Here is a 16,698-nt window from a genome sequence, read left to right as displayed (position 1 = left end):
GTTATTGTCCGGCCGCTTTCAAATGAATTCGCTCGGACTGCGACTGATAGGCGGCGGCCTCCTGCGCGGACACCAAGGCCAAACGAACCGCAACATTCTTGTGGTAGGGCGTGCCGGCAATGGGATCGCGGTTGCCGCTCTCTGTGAGCAGATTGATACGTGGTCCATTGATCAGTCGCTCTCCGTCCGACGCGGGGTATGCCTGCCCATAGCCGTGCGGCAGCGCCAGCTGGCCGTTTCGCATGGCGTCATCGAGCTTGCAGCGGACGACGAGCCGGCCAATCACGGATTCCACCGCGACCCAGTCACCATCCGCCGCGCCCAGATTTCTCAGATCGCTCGAATTGATCAGCATGGCGCCATCCGGATCCTCGCGACGCCATGCGGGGTCCCGGAAGATCTGGTTGGCGTTGAACATGCGGCGGCCGCCGGCGGCCAACATGAACGGAAACTCCTTTGGCGCGCCCGCGGCACGTGGATCGAGCCGCGCGAGCCATTCGAACATCTGCGGGACCACCAGTCGAACCCTGCGGTCCGAATGGCTGATCAATGACCAGACCTCGTCATAGTCGTGCTCGGTAATCGCCGTCCCCTGCCGCGCAGTCACGATCGTGTCGAACAGGAGATCGCCAAGTTGATGGTCCGCCACGTCGTCCGATGCACCAATTGCCCGTCGCACCGCTTGCGGCGACCGCTTCGCGCAAGCCAGTGCCGCGCTCCACATAGGCGCCGCGACCGCGGTACCATCCGGAAGCGTCTGCCCCAGCGTATGGTAGAGCACGAGGGCTGGCACTGCCCCTGGGTTTTCCGCGATGAAAGCACGAAGGGCCGCGGCGAATTCCGATCGCGAGCGCCGTGCTATTTCGCGCAGCGGCGCCAGCACATTGTCACCTGGTAGAAGCCCCAAGGCGATCGCAAGCCGCGTGTAGATCTCGGGCTCCGGCAGGGTCCCGGCGAGCGGCGCCAAGACACCCGCACGAACGTGGAAATAGTTCCTCGGAAACTCGAAATTGAACAAGGTGAATTCTGTTTTCTCAAACTGCGAAGACGCCGGCAGAACGTAATGTGCGAGCCGTGCGGTTTCGGTCATCGCAACGTCGACCACGACGCATAGGTCGAGCGAGCGCAGCGCGCGCTCTACAGCTTCGGTGTTTGCCGCCGTGTTGGCTGGATTGGAGCTGTCGACCCAAGCGCAGCGCAACCGGTCGGGATGGTCGTTGAGCACCGCCTCGGGAAAGATGTTGGGCGGCAACAAGCCCCCGATAATTGCATCGCCAGTCGGTGCGAAGGTCTGGTTCGGCGAATTGCCCCACAGCGGTTGGAGCCAGCTATGCAGTTGGTTGGTGCCTTTCCGGCCGAAATTTCCGGAAAGCATGATCAGGAGCTTCTCGAGATAGGAGTTGAGCGTCGAGTTGATGCCCTGCTGGATGCCAAGCTCGACCCGCACCACCATGGCCTTCGCGGCTGCGATCATCGCGGCGCACCGCTCCAGGTCCGTGATCGAGATATCGGCGGCTGCAGCCCATTGTTCAATGGGGATATCCAGTAGCGCCTGCCTCACTTCCGAAAAGCCGACGGTGTGCTCCTGAATGAATGCGTCGTCGATCCGATCGGAGCGGACAAGCGTGGCCAGCAGCGCGCCAAGAAGGAACGTGTCGGCACCCGGACGCACTGCGAGATGTAGATCCGCCATTTCGGCGGTTTCGGTGCGCCGGGGATCAATGACGATCAGCTTGCGGGTCGGATCCTTGCGGATTTGGTTGAGATGATCGCGCGCATTGGGGAAGCCGTGCGCGATCCAGGGATTTGCCCCGATGACCAGCAAGAGATCGCAATGATGGACATCCTCGGCTGTATGACACGTCTGGCTGCCGAACATGTGGCCATTGACCCAGAAGTCGCCGGTCTTCTCCTGCGAAAGAGCGTTGAACACGCTGCGCGAACCCAGCGCGCGCAATAATCCGCTGGCATAGGCGCCGCCGGCGTGGTTGCCCTGCCCGCCACCGCCGTAAAGGGCAATAGTCTTTCCGCCATGCTTGTCCACGATCTCACGCAGCCGCGCCGCGATTTCCGCGATCGCCACGTCCCACTCGATTTCGTCGAAGCCTCCGTCCGCGCGCCGACGTAGCGGCTTGGTCAGCCGATCCTTGTGATGGGCATAATAGGGAATCCGGGTCGCCTTGTTGCAGAGATAGCCCTGTGATTTCGGGCTCGAACGGTCGCCTCGCACTTTCTCGAGGCGCTCGTTGTTCACGAACACCTCGATCCCGCAATTGATGTAACACAGGTTGCAGGCTGTTTTGAGCCACTTGCCGGCCGTCATGGTGACCTCCCTGGTATTGTTATTTGTCAGCGCATCGTCCTTGTCGCCCGACGCCGAGGCTTTTGAGTCCGGCCACTGGCAGTCATGCGTCCCGCAGCGAGAATTCCGTCGGAAAGCTTCCCAGCACCAACAGCGCGCGACAGCACGATTGATCCAACCAAGGTTGCGATAGCGCCGGTCGCGATTTGGCGGGCCTGTCGAGGTGGCTGATCGGGAAGCAGCTCGACAAAGACGTCGATCATCTTCTCCAGCTTGTCGGCAAACGCCTGCTGCTCGCTGGAGCCCGATCGAGCGATATCGACAGCCAGGGTTGGAAGGGCGCAACCATGTTTGGGATTGTCTCGATGCCGCGGACTCAGATAGTCGGCAATCAAGTTCGCGAAGCGTTCGCCGTTGGCCGTGTTGTCAGTCAGCTTTTTCCAGCGCTCGGTCGTTTGGTCCATTGCAAAGGCGATCGCCTCGCCAACAAGCGCCTCACGCGACTCGAAATGATTGTAGAAGCCGCCATGCGTCAGACCCGCAAGCTTCATCAAATCGATGACGCTGAGCCCTTTGGCGCCCTTCTGGCGTAAACCGTAAGAGGCATTTTCAACGATCCGACGGTGCGTCCGACGCCTGTGGTTTTCTCCGTAACGCATCACCACCCCGTGCAAGCTCCCTGGAGGACCGGCCGTACAATCGTACTCGTCTCCTCGGAACAATTCTCGAACCGCGCTTTCTTGACGGCTGCGGCAAGATTTCATTGCAATGCCTGCCATCTTATATGACTATCATCATATAACAACAGATATCAGCAGGAGAGTTCGCGATGGCCGCCGTTTCCGATCCCATCGTCATTGTTTCCGCCGCTCGCACGCCCCTTGGCCGGTTCATGGGCGAGTTGTCGCCGCTGAGCGCCCACAAGCTCGGCGCTCACATTATCGGTGCGGCACTGGAGCGGGCGAAGCTGGCGCCTGAAAAGATCGACGAGGTGTTCATGGGCAATGTGTTGCCGGCGGGACAGGGGCAGGCACCGGCCCGCCAGGCTGCGCGCGGCGCCAAACTGCCCGACGCGACCGGCGCCACGACCGTTAACAAGGTCTGCGGCTCCGGCATGAAGGCGACTATGCTTAGCCACGATATCATCAAGGCGGGGTCAGCGGAGATCGTGCTGTCCGGCGGAATGGAAAGCATGAGCAATGCACCCTATCTGCTGACGAAAGCGAGGAGTGGATATCGCGCCGGGCACGACCGGATCATTGATCACATGATGATGGACGGGTTGGAAGACGCATATGAAACCGGGCGTTCGATGGGCGATTTCGGCGAGGCCACAGCGGAGGCTTATCAATTCACTCGCAAGGACCAGGACGCCTACGCGATCGAGACGCTGACCCGCGCGCGCAACGCGGTCCAAGGGGGCGCGTTCAGGGCCGAGATCGCGCCGATCACGCTCACAGAAAAGGCCGGACAACGGATCATCGCGAACGACGAGCATCCGCTGAAAGTGGATCCAGCCAAGATTCCCGGATTGAAGGCAGCGTTCCGCGCCAATGGCACTATTACGCCGGCCGCCTCCTCCGCCAATGCCGACGGCGCCGCGGCTCTCATCCTTGCAAAACGCTCTCTCGCCGATCGCGATGGCCTACCCGTGCTGGCAGAGATCAAAGGTCATGCTACCCATAGCCAAGAGCCGCAATGGTTCACCACGGCGCCGATCCCGGCGATCCGCAAGCTGCTCGACAAGGTCGGCTGGAGTGTCGGCGATGTCGACCTGTTCGAGATCAACGAGGCCTTTGCCGTGGTCGCGATGGCGGCGCAGAAAGACCTCGGCATTCCCAGGGAGAAGCTGAACGTCAACGGCGGCGCCTGCGCGCTCGGTCATCCCATCGGCGCTACCGGTGCGCGGCTGATCGTCACATTGTTGCATGCCCTTGAGGCCCAAAATCTCAAGCGGGGCGTGGCTGCGCTCTGCATTGGAGGCGGTGAAGCGACCGCAATCGCCATCGAGCGAGTGATACACCGCTAGCACGTCAATCTGCAACCGGACCGTTTTGGTTTCCGGGCGCACCGGCCATGCCGATTGCTGAATCCTGCGCGCCGGGCGCGGCAGATGCGCCCGGTTGAAGCGGTCGAATTGGACGAGGCGAGGATCTCAGCCGCGCGCCTTCAGATGCAGCATCGGGTGATGCTCGTAGTGGCCGGCGCCATTCTTCACGATGGGGTCTTCCGAGGTGATCACCTCGATGTCGAGATCATCCGCGATCTGGTAGAGCGACACGCCATAACCGCCACGCGGGTCCATGACGGGACCGTGCGCGACGATCTGCCCCTTTGCGAGCAGATCATCCAGGAACGCACCGTGCTGCTTCATCAACTGTTTCTCATCGGCGTTCATGGTCACCAGGAAATCCGCCCGGGGCGGAAGGTACTTGCAGAGGTAGTACTTCATCGGTCGCTCCTCGGTGAACACGGCTTTCTACCTTGCATGTCGGCCTGGCTCGCGCCCCCCTCGATTTGAGAGATCAATCGGCGACGCCCATCAGTTGTTGAATGCGATCGGCGAGTATTGATCCTTGCACTGAAGGTTCTCTCACAAGGCCTTGTCAAGCAACGGCGCGCGTGGCCGCATTGTCGACAGTACCGTCAAGGAAGCCGGTCAGCCGCTGCCGGATGATCTGTTCGGCTTCCGTCATGATGCGATCAATCAGCTCCTTCACCGTCGGGATATCGTGGATCAGTCCGACCACCATGCCGCAGCTCCAGGCGCCGGCGTCCATCTCGCCGTCAACCATCACCCTGGGGTAGACGCCCGCCACCTGCTCGTAAATGTCCTCGATCTTGAGGCTCGCCCCCTTCTCCCGCTCCACTTCGAGCAATTGATCGACTCCCTTGTTCTTCAGCACGCGCTCGGTGTTGCGCAGCGCACGCATCACCAGCACGGTGTCGAGTTCGGTGGCTTTGACCAGAGCCTGCTTGACGTTGGCATGGACGGGCGCTTCCTTGGTGGCGACGAAGCGGGTGCCCATGTTCATGCCAGCGGCGCCCATCGACAGCGCGGCAACAAGGCTGCGTGCGTCCGCCATGCCACCCGAGGCCACGAACGGAATCTTCAATTCATCCGCCGCGCGCGGCAGCAGGATCATGTTCGGGATATCGTCTTCGCCGGGATGACCGCCGCATTCGAAGCCGTCGACGCTGACGGCGTCGCAACCGATCTTCTCGGCTTTCAGCGAATGCCGCACCGAGGTGCATTTGTGGATCACCTTAATGCCAGCCGCCTTCAGCGCGGGCATGTACGCTTCCGGGCTGCGGCCGGCGGTCTCCACGGCCTTGACGCCGCCCTCCTTGATGGCGGCGATATATTCGGGATACGGCGGTGCAGTGAAGCTCGGCAGGAAGGTCAGGTTTACACCGAACGGCTTGTCGGTCATGTCACGGCAGCGTGCGATTTCCTTCGCCAGCAGCTCCGGCGTCCGCTGTGTGAGGCCGGTGATGATGCCGAGACCGCCGGCGTTCGATACCGCGGCGGCAAGCTCGGCAAAGCCGACATAATGCATGCCGCCTTGGATGATCGGATGCTGGATACCGAACAGTTCGGTGATTGCTGTCTTCACGTGCGCTTCTCCGCTTTCCGATCAGTTGACAATTTCGAACAGGCCGGCTGCGCCCATGCCGCCGCCGATGCACATGGTCACCACGCCGTATTTCGCCTTGCGCCGGCGCCCCTCGATCAGGATGTGACCGACAAGCCGGCTGCCCGTCATGCCGTAGGGATGGCCGATCGCGATCGAACCGCCATTGACGTTCAGTTTGTCCGGATCGATGCCGAGCTTGTCGCGGCAGTAGATCACCTGGACCGCATAGGCTTCGTTCAGCTCCCAGAGATCAATGTCGTCGATCTTCAGGCCGTGCCGCTTGAGAAGGCGCGGGATCGCCGCGACCGGACCGATGCCCATTTCGTCCGGCTCGACACCGGCGGCGACGAAGCCACGGAAGATGCCGAGCGGCTTCAGGCCCTTCTTCGCAGCGATCTTGTCGCTCATGACCACGCACGCCGATGCGCCATCGGAGAGCTGGCTGGCGTTGCCGGCCGTGATGGTCTTGCCTTCGAACACCGGCTTGATCTTCGCCAGTCCTTCCGCCGTGGTCTCGGGGCGCGGGCCCTCATCCTTCGACAGCGTCACCTGCTGATAGGTGACCTCCTTGGTGTCCTTGTTGACGACGGCCATCGTCGTCTTGATCGGCACGATCTCGTCATCGAAGCGTCCAGCCTGCATCGCGGCGCCGATGCGGCGCTGACATTCGAGGCTGTATTCGTCCTGCCGGTCGCGGCCAATCTTGTAACGCTCGGCGACGATTTCTGCGGTGTCGAGCATCGACATGTACATCTCTGGCTTCATCGCCATCAGCTCGTCGTCGACCGCATGGAATCTGTTCATGTGCTCGTTTTGCACCAGGCTGATCGATTCGATGCCGCCTCCGATCGCGACCTCGACGCCATCAAGCATGATCGAGCGTGCCGCGACCGCGATCGCCTGCAGGCCGGAGGCACACTGCCGATCGATCGTGGTGCCGGCAACGGTGACTGGCAGGCCGGCCCGGATCGCCCCCTTGCGTGCGACGTTCATCACCATGGTGCCCTGCTGCATCGCGCAACCGATCACCACATCTTCGACCTCGCCCGGATCAATGCCCGCGCGCCTCACCGCTTCGGCCATCACATGGCCGGCCATGGTCGGACCTTCGGTGTTGTTCAGCGCACCGCGAAAGGCCTTGCCGACGCCGGTGCGTGCGGTGGAAACGATAACTGCCTCTGTCGTCATGCTTGCCTCTTTTGCTATGCAGCCGCGTCGAGCTGCACGTAACGCAGCAGGTGGTGAGCGGGATCGCCGAACTGGATGTTGATGGAGGAGATTCGCTTGAAGTAATGGCCGACGTTCAATTCGTCGGTCATGCCCATGCCGCCGTGCAGCTGAACCGCCTGGTCGGCGATGAACTTGCCGGCATAGCCGACCTTCGACTTGGCGCCGGAGGCGAGGCGCGAGATACCGCTCTCGCCGGCACCGAGGCTAAGATTGAGATGCTGCATCAGGGAAAGCGCCTCCTGATGGGCAATGAACATGTCGACCATCCGGTGTTGCAGCACCTGGAAGCTGCCAATGGTGACGCCGAACTGCTTTCTCGCCTTGGCGTACTCCAGCGTCGCTGAGTTCAACTCGGCCATGGCGCCGACCGCCTCGGCACAGAGCGCGCCGATGGCCCGGTCCCGGCAGGCTTCCAGCAGGGCGACGCCCTCCCCCTCGCTGCCGAGCAACTCGCCGCGAACATCTCGTAAGGTGATTTCCGCGGCGCGGCGGCCGTCGATGGTCTTGAAGCTGCGCAGATCCAGATTGGCCGTCCGGGCATCGACGACGAACAGGCTGACGCCGGAGCGATCGTCGTGCTTGCCCTTGGTGCGGGCGGAGACGATGAAATAGTCCGCCCATGGCGCGGCGACGACGGCGGTCTTCTCACCAGTGAGCATGTAATCGCTGCCGTTGAGTCGCGCCGTGGTCGCGACATTGGCGAGGTCGAAGCGCGAGGCTTTTTCGGTCCAGGCCAGCGCCCAGATCTTCTGTCCGGCGATGATATCGGGAATCAAAGCCTGCTTCTGCTCATCGGTCCCCGCATGTTCGATCAAGCCGCCGGCTAGCACGACCGTTTCGACGTACGGCTCCACGACGAGGTGACGGCCGAACTCCTGGGCAACGATCATGGTGGAGAGCGGGCCGCCACCAAGGCCGCCGCTCTCCTCCGAGAACGGCGCGGCGAGCAGGCCGAGCTCCGCAAAGGCATCCCACTGCCTGCGGCTCCAGCCCTCTTCGCTGGCGACGGCCTTGCGGCGCGCCTCAAAACTGTACCGGTCGCGCAGCATGCGCTGCACGCTGGAGCGCAGCAGTTCCTGCTCTTCCGTGAACTGGATGTCCATCCGATCCTCTTGTTGCGCTGTTGCTAGAGACCGAGCACCGCTTTGGCGATGATGTTGCGCTGGATTTCGTTCGATCCGCCGTAGATGCTGAGCTTGCGCGCGTTCAGGTACTTTTCCGTCGCGGTGTGGCCGTAATCGGGACCCGGCATGAACTGGTTTGCGCTCAAAGATTGCTCGCGAAGCGCCAGCCCGTAATTGCCGATGGCGCGATGCGTCAGCTCGGTAATGCCCTGGAATATCTCGGTGCCGCGGATCTTGAAGAGCGAAGCCGCAGGACCCGGATCGATGCCGCGCGCCATCTGCGCAACGACCCGCAGCTCGGTGGCCTCGAGCGCAAGCACGTCGAGCTCGATCCGCCCGATTTCCTTGCAAAATTCGAGATGCGCCGGATCATCCGCGGGGATCTCCGCCTTCACGATCTTCTTCAACCGGTCGAGATAGCGCGTCGACCGGCCAATTCCGGCCATGCTGGTGCGCTCATTGCCCAGCAGGAATTTTGCGTAGGTCCAGCCCTTGTTCTCCTCGCCGATCAGGTTCTCGACGGGGACGCGGACGTCCTCGAGAAAGACGTCATTGACCTCGTGCGATCCGTCGATTGTGATAATCGGACGCACGGTGACGCCGGGCGACTTCATGTCGATCAGGAGGAACGAGATTCCGGCCTGAGGCTTTGCGCCCGGATCGGTACGCACCAAGCAGAAGATCCAGTCGGCATGCTGCGCCAACGTCGTCCAGGTCTTGTGGCCGTTGACGATGTAGTGGTCGCCGTCGCGCACGGCCTTGGTCCGGACGGTGGCAAGGTCCGAGCCCGAGCCCGGCTCTGAATAGCCCTGGCACCACCAATCTTCACCCGAAAGAATCCGCGGCAGGAATTTCTGTTTTTGCGCGTCGTTGCCGAAGGTGTAGATGACCGGACCCACCATGGTCACGCTGAACGCCAGCGGCGGCAGCGTCCCGGCCCGGCTGGTTTCCTGCTCGAAGATGAAACGCCGGGTGATCGACCAGCCGGGTCCGCCATATTCTTTGGGCCAGAGCGGCGCGATCCAGCCCTTCTTGTAGAGAATGCGGTGCCAGAGCAACGATTGCTCTTTGGTCAGGTCGGTCTCCGGATTGGGGACCCGCATTTCCTTCGGATAGTTTTCGGAGATGAAAGCGCGCACCTCATCACGGAAGGACGCGTCTTCGGGAGACAGTGCGAGTTCCATCCTGAGCGTCCTACCACTTCTCACCGAAGGGGCGGATTTCCAGCTCGAAGGTCCAAGCGCTCTTCGGCTGCTGGTAGAGCTGCCAGTAGGACGTCGCGACCGAGGCCGGCGGCATCAGCAGATCCGGATCGTCGAGCGCACCGGGCCCGAGCGCTTCCAGGCGCCGCTGGCGGACCCACTCGGTGTCGACGCCGGAATCGATAATGAGGTGGGCGACATGGATATTCTTCGGGCCCAGCTCACGTGCCATCGCCTGCGCCACAGCGCGCAGTCCGAATTTGGCGCTGGCAAAGGCAGCATAGCCGCTGCCGCCGCGCAATGAAGCGGTCGCACCCGTGAAGAAGATGTTGCCCTGGCCGCGCGGCAGCATCAGCCGGGCCGCCTCGCGCCCGGCAAGGAAGCCGGAGTAGCAGGCCATCTCCCAGACCTTGCGGAAAACGCGCTCACTCGTTTCGAGGATCGGGAAGTTGACGTTGGCGCCAATGTTGAAGATGCAGACATCCAGGGGCGCGTGCTTGTCGGCGTCGTTCAGGAAGGAGATGATCTCCTCCTCCTTGCGCGCGTCGAGCGAACGTGCGTGAATCTCGCCGCCGGCGGCCTCGATCTCCTTGACCAGCGGCGCCAGCTTGTCGCCGTTGCGGCGGCCGGCGAAGACAGTAAAGCCCTCGGAAGCAAACTTCTTGGCAATCTCGCCGCCGATGAAATCGCCCGCGCCGATCACGGCGACGGTTGCATTTCTCTTTTTCAAGGAACTTCTCCCGGTTAAGTTAGGCGCGCTGTATGCGAAGCTGTTCTATCGGTTCTGGAACGTGGACCACGTTTTTGAGCCAGACCAGAACGATGGGGATTTCGCCGTCGCGCTGATCGAGGCTACCATGGCCGCGGCGCAGTCCTCGAGCGGCCCGATCTGGTCCAGCGCTTTGGCAAAATGGCGACCTGTCGATTGGTCGATGCGGCCAGCAAACCGAAAAGCAATTTGATCGAGACCGAGTGCTTGCGACAGCTTCGCCACGACTAACCGCCTCCCGACTGAAGAACATCGGCGCCTTTTTGAGCATTGCGCCTCGTGGTGAAACATGCGTTCTTTTTTAGAACTCGTCAATCGCTATTTTGTTGTCACAGTCGGATCAAGAAATGGCACGTTCGCTGTCCTATGCAGAGACTATCGAGAACCCCGTTTACAACGCGGCTTCCAGGCGATACCGATAGCGTATCAAATAAGAACTTATGGGAGAAGCGAGCATGGGAGAGAGTCGCGGAGTCGCGATGCTGGTCGGCGCAGGCGATGCCATCGGCGCTGCCGTTGCGCGGCGGTTTGCCAGCGGCGGCTACACCGTTTGCATCTGCAGGCGCGATGCAGCCAAGTCCCAGGCGCTTGTCGATGAACTCAGGGGGAAAGGCCACAGCATTCACGCCTTCAGCGTCGATGCCCGCCAGGAAGCGGAAGTGCAGAAGCTGTTCGCGGACGTCGAACGCGATATCGGCCCGATCGAGATCTGCCTGTTCAATGCCGGTTCGAATGTCAACAAGCCCCTGCTGGAGACTACCGAAAAGCTATTCTTCAAGGCCTGGGAGTTGGCCTGCTACGCCGGCTTCCTGGTGGGGCGCGAAGCTGCGCGCGTCATGCTGTCCCGCGGACGCGGCACCATCTTTTTCACCGGTGCGACCGCAAGCATCCGCGGCAGCAAGGGGTTTGCTGCGTTTGCATCGGCCAAATTCGGTCTCCGCGCGCTGGCCCAGGCGATGGCGCGCGAGCTCGGGCCTGAGAATATTCACGTCGTCCACCTCATCATCGATGCCGGCGTCGATAGCGAAGCCATCCATCAGCGCATGAAGGCGGCCAGGGGGATCGAGGCCAGCGAGATCCCGCCTGACAGCCTGACCAAGACCTCCTCCATTGCCGAAGCGTATTGGTTCGCCCATCAGCAAAGCCGCGACGGCTGGACCCATGAACTCGATCTTCGTCCCGCTGTAGAGAAATGGTGACATGAGCGACAATCCAGACCTCACTTTGTGGGGCGTCGGGACAAGCCGCACCGTTCGGCCGCACTGGGCGATGCACGAGCTGGGGCTGGCCTACGAGATTAAACCGATCGGCCCACGGACCGGCGAGACCAAGACCGCCGAATATACTAAGCTCAATCCGCGCCAGAAGATTCCGCTGCTGCAGGACGACGACTTCCGCATTGGGGAGAGCGCCGCGATCGTCGCTTACCTATCGCGCATGTACTCCACGCCCGAGCGTGCATTGATCCCTGAATCCACCCGCGACTATGCAGCGTGGCTGGAATGGTGCTTCTTCATCGTCACCGAGCTCGACTCGACCAGCCTGTACGTGATGCGCCGTCACAGCGCCGATGCGCTCGGCCCGATCTACGGCGTCGCGCCGGAGGTCGTAGCTCAAGCCGCCCAATACTTTCGGGCGCAGCTGCGCCATGTCGAGGTCGCGCTGGCCGACGGCCGACATTTTATCATGGGCGAGCGATTCAGCAGCGCCGATATCCTGCTGACGACGTGCCTGGACTGGGCGGTCGCCTACGGTGTCGGCATTTGCGACAATGCGCAGCCCTATCTCGAGCGTATGCGAAGCCGGGAGGCTTACCAGCGCGCGGCTGCGGCGAATGCTCCGCGCGCGCCAATTACACCTGCGCCTGCCAAGGCTTGAGAACCGTTCGCCGGTCGCGCGAAGCGCTTCTGTCTACATGGCCACGCGCAACGTGCGTGCAGCGACCATATCGTCGATCGCGCCGTCATCGTAGCCAAGTTCGCGCAGCACCTCGCGCGAGTGCTCCCCGACACGGGGGGCTGGTCCGCCGATGGCAGCCGGGTTGATCTCGAAGCGGGCCGCGGGCTTAGGCTGGCGCACAAGGCCGACCTTCGGCTGATCGAATTCCGCGATGATCCCGCGCGCCACCACCTGCTCATTGTGGATGATTTCGCCGCGCCGCAGGATCGGCGCGCAAGGGACATCCGCGGCATCCAGACGCTCCAGCCATTCGGCGGTCGTGTGCTGGCCGATATACTCTGCCATCTTGTTGATACGCGCCGTGGCGTTGACCGAACGCGCCGACGGGGTCGCGAACCTTGGATCGTTGGCAAGTTCGGGATCGCCGGACGCCCGGCAGAAGCCCTGCCATTCGGAATCGGAGATGGTGCCGGCTGTGATATAGCCGTCGCTGGTCTTGAACACGAGATCGGGCCGGTCATTCGGATCGGCAGCCGCGGCCTCGGCTCCGACCACCGTGTACTGCATCATGCCTTCCGGCCAGAGGTAGGAAATCATCGCGTCCAGCATTGCGACCTGGATATGATCCCCCTGCCCGGTCTTCTCACGCGCGTAGAGCGCGGCCGCCACCGCCTGCGCGGTGAACACGGCGGTGGTCTTGTCGCACACGATGGTGCGGATCATCTGCGGGCGATTGGTGACCGGCTGCGACTGGATATCGGCAAAGCCCGACAGGCCCTGAATGATTGGATCGTAGACGCGCTTCTTCACATAGGGTCCGGTCTCGCCGACGCCGCTGATCGAGACGTAGATCAGGCGCGGATGACGCCGGCGCAGCTCTTCGACGCCGAGGCCGAGGCGCTCCATGGTGCCGGGCCGGAAGTTCTGCACCAGGACATCGGCCTGCGCGACCAGTTTGGCCAGCACCTCACGCCCGGCCGCGCTCTTGACGTCGATCGAGAGCGAACGCTTGCCGCGGTTTGACGAAATGAACAGCGCGGAGAACTCGCCGTCCTTGTCGATGGTGGCCCGGCTGCGACGGGTGATATCGCCGCCGATCGGCTCGATCTTGAGCACGTCGGCACCCTGATCCGCCAGAAACATCGTCGCAAACGGGCCCGACACCACGCCGGTCAGATCGAGGACACGAACGCCGTCAAGCGGACCAGCCATTGCACTCTCCCTGGATTTTTTTCTGCCAACCGGCTGAAGGTAAACTCTTGCTTGATGTCAGCCCTTCGCCTCAACACGCACGGACCGCAAGTTGGTAACTAGCCGGTCTTGGAAACGGGCTGCCGGGTCTGTTCGACGATCGATTCCTCGACGTCCCGGAGCTGATCCTTGCCAAAAAACATCTCCTTGCCGACGAAGAATGTCGGCGAGCCGAAGGCACCCCGGGCGACGGCGTCATTGGTCAAGTCGATCAGCCTCTTCTTGACGTCATCCTGCTGCGCGCGCGCAACCAGCCTGTCGATGTCGATCCCCGAGGAGGCAAATGCGGCCCGGAACACTTCGGGATCGTCCATCTTCTTGGGCTGCTCCCACATGTGATGGTAAGCGGCGCGGAAATAGGGTTCGAACACGCCTTCGAACTGGGCCGCGACGGCGCCGCGCATCAGCATCAAAGTGTTGACTGGAAAGAAGGAGTTCTGGCGAAATTGTGTGATGTTGTGGCGCCGGATGAACCGCTGGGTCTCGAGCGCCTGGTATTCCGGCTTGTTCTTGATCCCGCGAAGCGCGTCGAACGGAGACATGTTGCCGGTCGCCTTGTAGATCCCGCCGAGCAGGACCGGGACGTACTCGAATTTTACGCCGGTCCGCCGCTCGATCCCGGGGATGGCAACCTCCGCCAAATACGCGTTCGGGCTGCCGAAATCGAACTGGAATTCAATCTTGAGGGTCATGGCCGCTTCTCCCGCAGAGCGTATTGGATGGTCAAGAACCGGCGATCCAATCGCATGGCTTGCTTGTTCTCGCTTCTATAGTTCTAAAATCGAACTGTCAAATTTGACGGGAGTTGTGCTGGTTTGACTGGTTCATCGGGTATTGTTTGGAATTCAGTACCTATCTAGAATGCTAGGGAGATGCGGCGGCCCTGGCGGCGAATCGAGCGGGTCTCGCCGGGATGACTGGAGAATACGGATGAAGTGGAAAGAACTGGAGGAAGAGCCGTGTTCGATGGCCCGAACCATCGGCGTGATCGGCGACCGCTGGACGCTTCTGATCCTGCGCGAATGCTTTCTGCGCACACGGCGCTTTGAAGGATTCCAGTCGGCGCTTGGAATTACCCGCCATCTCCTCGCCGAACGGCTGAAGAAGCTGGTTCGGCTGGGCATTCTGCGCCGCATTCCCTACCAGGAAGCGCCCAAGCGACACGAATATATCCTGACCCAGAAGGGCCTCGATCTCTATCCGATCATGATGGCGCTCGTGCATTGGGGCGATACTCACATGGTCGACGAGCGCGGCCGGCCGCTGTTGCACCAGCACCGCAAGTGCGGCAAGGACTTCGACCCGGTCATGGTGTGCTCTGAATGCGGCGAGCCGCTCCTGGCCAGGGAGGTTCATACCCATCCAGGGCCAGGCGCCCAAGGCCCGCGGACGATGGAGGCACCTGGCAAGACGAAGGCAAAGGCCCGCCGCAGCGCGGCTTGAGCCGGCCACCGGCGTCAGGCATTGAACGCATCCTCAGACTCGAATCACAGTTGCGTCAGGTTCGTTGCAGTGAAGACGGTCCGTTTGTTCAGCCCGGTGCTTGAGCACAGCACGTTGATTGACATAGGCTTTGTCGGTGATTTCTCCCGCGGCCAATGAGGGCGGATCCTTCAGCAGGGTGAACGAGCAGATTTTTTCGCTGCTTCCGACAGCCTCATTATATTCCTGCAAACGATGTCTCAGGAATTCGATTACCTTGGGGTCGCAAGTCAAATCCGCAGCCGGCGCGTTCGAAATCCGGGCCGCCTCGGTCGGATTCAGCCAGCACAGCAGCGCGCAGGCTTCACGGTTTTCTCCCGCAACGACGATGTCCAGCAGTACGCCGCGCGTTGCGGCCAGAATGGCGGCACGCATCGCTCCGATCGCAACCCAGGTGCCGTTCGCAAGCTTGAAGTTCTCGGAAATTCTGCCCGTGAAACGCAGACCGAGCTCCGGCTTCTCGGGATCGATAAACGACACGGTGTCGCCGATGCGATAGAACCCCTCCTCGTCGAAGGCCTTCTCAGTGAGATCAGCCCTGCCGAGGTAACCGGGGGTAACGTTGGGGCCTTTCACCCTGGCCTCGTACGTGTCGGAAACAGGGATCAGTTTCAGCTGCACACCCGGCGCCGGAAGACCAATCTCGCCCGGCCGATCCGTTGCCCAATGCGTCGTGCTGATTGTCGGCGCCGTTTCAGTCGTCCCATAGCCCGACATCACCGGAATCCGCCGGCCTGTGATCGATGATGTCAGCCGGTAAAGTTTTTCAAGCGTGCCTTGCGAAATTGCAGCCCCGGCGTAGCTCAATCGATCCAGCCGCTTGAAGATGCTCGCGCCGAGGGCGGCATCGTTCTCGATGGCATCACACAACTGGTTATAGCCGGCGGGCACATTGAACATCGCCGTCGGAGAGATCTCCTTGAGGTTCGCCACCGACTTGTGAAAGAGCTGAGGCAGCGGGCGGCCGTCATCGATGTAGAGCGTCCCGCCGTTCTTGAGAATGCCGTGAAGAATGACGTTGCTGCCCATCGTATGGTGCCACGGCAGCCACTCGACCTGGACCGGCGCCTCCGGAGGCGACACCAGCAGGCTTCCCATTTGCAGGGAGCTCGCCATCATGCGGTGCGTGTTCAGCACACCCTTTGGCAATCCGGTCGAACCGGACGTGAAGAGAATTTTCGCAACGGCGTCAGTAGAGATCGCACTCGACGCTTGCGCAAATCCTGTCCACTCCGTTCGATCCGTCAGGACGCGGAAGGGGATCGTATCCGGCGCGCCATCGACGCTGATCCAGGTAGAGTCTGCCAGTTCGGGAACCGAACGGGCGGCGGAAAAGTCGCGTCCACTCTGAACGAAAACGAAGTTCGGACGCAGCACCTGCGCGATGTCCTTGAGGCGCGCAAGGCCGCCGGGCATCAGCGTGTAGTTCGGCGATATCGGCGCCAGAATGACGCCTATCGACATCGCAGCAAAGGAGATCACCGCGTTCTCGATGGAGTTGCCCGAAAGCACGGCCAGCCTGTCAGCCGGCTTTGCGCCCATGTCGATCAGACTCTGGCCGACCGCCTGCACCTGCGACCATGCTTCGCCATAGGTGATCTCGTCCCATCCCCCTTTGGCATTGCGCTGTGCGAGGAATATTCGCTGCGGAGCCGCGGCTGCCCAGCGCGGCAGAAAATCGGTGACGCGCCAGTCGCATGGCCCCAATTCGAGCGGCGACCTCAATATGAGCGTGCCGTCGATCCGGCGCTCGACGGAGAGCTCCCTTGGCGCAAACCTCAATGGCTTCGTCGACATCGAG

At 61.7% G+C, this 16,698-nt stretch carries 16 protein-coding genes; 4 read left to right on the top strand and 12 right to left on the bottom strand.

The window, feature by feature from the left end:
- Window position 1: 1 nt before the first annotated feature.
- Both IVB48_RS20880 and IVB48_RS20875 read right to left on the bottom strand, forming a co-directional pair.
- Window positions 2–2,323: a molybdopterin-dependent oxidoreductase gene (locus IVB48_RS20880; protein WP_247402433.1), complete on the bottom strand. Its 2,322-nt coding sequence runs from the start codon at window positions 2,321–2,323 to the stop codon at window positions 2–4.
- Between the two features lie 26 nt (window positions 2,324–2,349).
- Complete coding sequence (locus tag IVB48_RS20875) at window positions 2,350–2,961, bottom strand: TetR/AcrR family transcriptional regulator (RefSeq protein ID WP_027570881.1); 612 nt, start codon at window positions 2,959–2,961, stop codon at window positions 2,350–2,352.
- 170 nt (window positions 2,962–3,131) lie between these two features.
- Here IVB48_RS20875 and IVB48_RS20870 point away from each other — a divergent pair, with 170 nt between their 5' ends.
- The gene (locus IVB48_RS20870; RefSeq protein WP_247402431.1) at window positions 3,132–4,331 is read left to right on the top strand and encodes an acetyl-CoA C-acyltransferase; all 1,200 of its coding nucleotides are present in this window, start codon (window positions 3,132–3,134) and stop codon (window positions 4,329–4,331) included.
- A 126-nt stretch (window positions 4,332–4,457) separates the two neighbouring features.
- Here the strand turns inward: IVB48_RS20870 and IVB48_RS20865 are convergent, their stop codons facing one another.
- The 7 genes from IVB48_RS20865 to IVB48_RS20835 all read right to left on the bottom strand — a co-directional run bounded on the left by IVB48_RS20865 (window position 4,458) and on the right by IVB48_RS20835 (window position 10,490).
- Window positions 4,458–4,754 carry a YciI family protein gene (locus tag IVB48_RS20865; protein ID WP_247289189.1) on the bottom strand — a complete coding sequence of 99 codons (297 nt, stop codon included), beginning with the start codon at window positions 4,752–4,754 and terminating at the stop codon, window positions 4,458–4,460.
- Window positions 4,755–4,908: 154 nt separating this feature from the next.
- The gene (locus IVB48_RS20860) at window positions 4,909–5,919 is read right to left on the bottom strand and encodes a nitronate monooxygenase family protein (protein WP_247402426.1); all 1,011 of its coding nucleotides are present in this window, start codon (window positions 5,917–5,919) and stop codon (window positions 4,909–4,911) included.
- Window positions 5,920–5,940: 21 nt separating this feature from the next.
- A complete protein-coding gene (locus tag IVB48_RS20855) occupies window positions 5,941–7,128 on the bottom strand; it encodes an acetyl-CoA C-acyltransferase (protein WP_247402422.1) in 1,188 nt (395 codons plus the stop codon).
- A gap of 14 nt (window positions 7,129–7,142) precedes the next feature.
- Window positions 7,143–8,273 carry an acyl-CoA dehydrogenase family protein gene (locus IVB48_RS20850; RefSeq protein WP_247402419.1) on the bottom strand — a complete coding sequence of 377 codons (1,131 nt, stop codon included), beginning with the start codon at window positions 8,271–8,273 and terminating at the stop codon, window positions 7,143–7,145.
- Between the two features lie 23 nt (window positions 8,274–8,296).
- Window positions 8,297–9,478, bottom strand: a complete 1,182-nt coding sequence (locus IVB48_RS20845; RefSeq protein ID WP_247289185.1) for an acyl-CoA dehydrogenase family protein — start codon at window positions 9,476–9,478, stop codon at window positions 8,297–8,299.
- A 10-nt stretch (window positions 9,479–9,488) separates the two neighbouring features.
- On the bottom strand, window positions 9,489–10,226 hold the full coding sequence (locus IVB48_RS20840; protein WP_247402416.1) for an SDR family oxidoreductase: 738 nt from the start codon (window positions 10,224–10,226) through the stop codon (window positions 9,489–9,491).
- Window positions 10,227–10,271: 45 nt separating this feature from the next.
- Window positions 10,272–10,490, bottom strand: a complete 219-nt coding sequence (locus IVB48_RS20835) for a hypothetical protein (protein ID WP_027570874.1) — start codon at window positions 10,488–10,490, stop codon at window positions 10,272–10,274.
- Between the two features lie 230 nt (window positions 10,491–10,720).
- Here IVB48_RS20835 and IVB48_RS20830 point away from each other — a divergent pair, with 230 nt between their 5' ends.
- Together IVB48_RS20830 and IVB48_RS20825 are read left to right on the top strand one after the other, a co-directional pair.
- Entirely contained in the window at window positions 10,721–11,464 is a 744-nt protein-coding gene (locus IVB48_RS20830) for an SDR family NAD(P)-dependent oxidoreductase (protein WP_027570873.1), read from the top strand.
- Window position 11,465: 1 nt separating this feature from the next.
- Complete coding sequence (locus tag IVB48_RS20825; RefSeq protein WP_247402413.1) at window positions 11,466–12,143, top strand: glutathione S-transferase family protein; 678 nt, start codon at window positions 11,466–11,468, stop codon at window positions 12,141–12,143.
- Window positions 12,144–12,176: 33 nt separating this feature from the next.
- Here IVB48_RS20825 and IVB48_RS20820 read toward each other — a convergent pair whose 3' ends face one another.
- Together IVB48_RS20820 and IVB48_RS20815 are read right to left on the bottom strand one after the other, a co-directional pair.
- On the bottom strand, window positions 12,177–13,376 hold the full coding sequence (locus IVB48_RS20820; protein ID WP_247402408.1) for a CaiB/BaiF CoA-transferase family protein: 1,200 nt from the start codon (window positions 13,374–13,376) through the stop codon (window positions 12,177–12,179).
- Window positions 13,377–13,474: 98 nt separating this feature from the next.
- Complete coding sequence (locus IVB48_RS20815) at window positions 13,475–14,107, bottom strand: 2-hydroxychromene-2-carboxylate isomerase (protein WP_247402405.1); 633 nt, start codon at window positions 14,105–14,107, stop codon at window positions 13,475–13,477.
- A 238-nt stretch (window positions 14,108–14,345) separates the two neighbouring features.
- Here IVB48_RS20815 and IVB48_RS20810 point away from each other — a divergent pair, with 238 nt between their 5' ends.
- Window positions 14,346–14,858, top strand: coding sequence for a helix-turn-helix domain-containing protein (locus tag IVB48_RS20810; protein WP_027570869.1), 513 nt, complete (start codon window positions 14,346–14,348; stop codon window positions 14,856–14,858).
- 33 nt (window positions 14,859–14,891) lie between these two features.
- Here IVB48_RS20810 and IVB48_RS20805 read toward each other — a convergent pair whose 3' ends face one another.
- Window positions 14,892–16,694 carry an AMP-binding protein gene (locus IVB48_RS20805; RefSeq protein WP_247402401.1) on the bottom strand — a complete coding sequence of 601 codons (1,803 nt, stop codon included), beginning with the start codon at window positions 16,692–16,694 and terminating at the stop codon, window positions 14,892–14,894.
- Between the last annotated feature and the right edge of the window lie 4 nt (window positions 16,695–16,698).

The organism is Bradyrhizobium sp. 76 (genome assembly GCF_023073025.1).
Taxonomy (GTDB): Bacteria; Pseudomonadota; Alphaproteobacteria; order Rhizobiales; family Xanthobacteraceae; genus Bradyrhizobium.
Note: the sequence above shows the minus strand (reverse complement) of the source record. Positions and strands in the feature narration are given on the sequence as shown.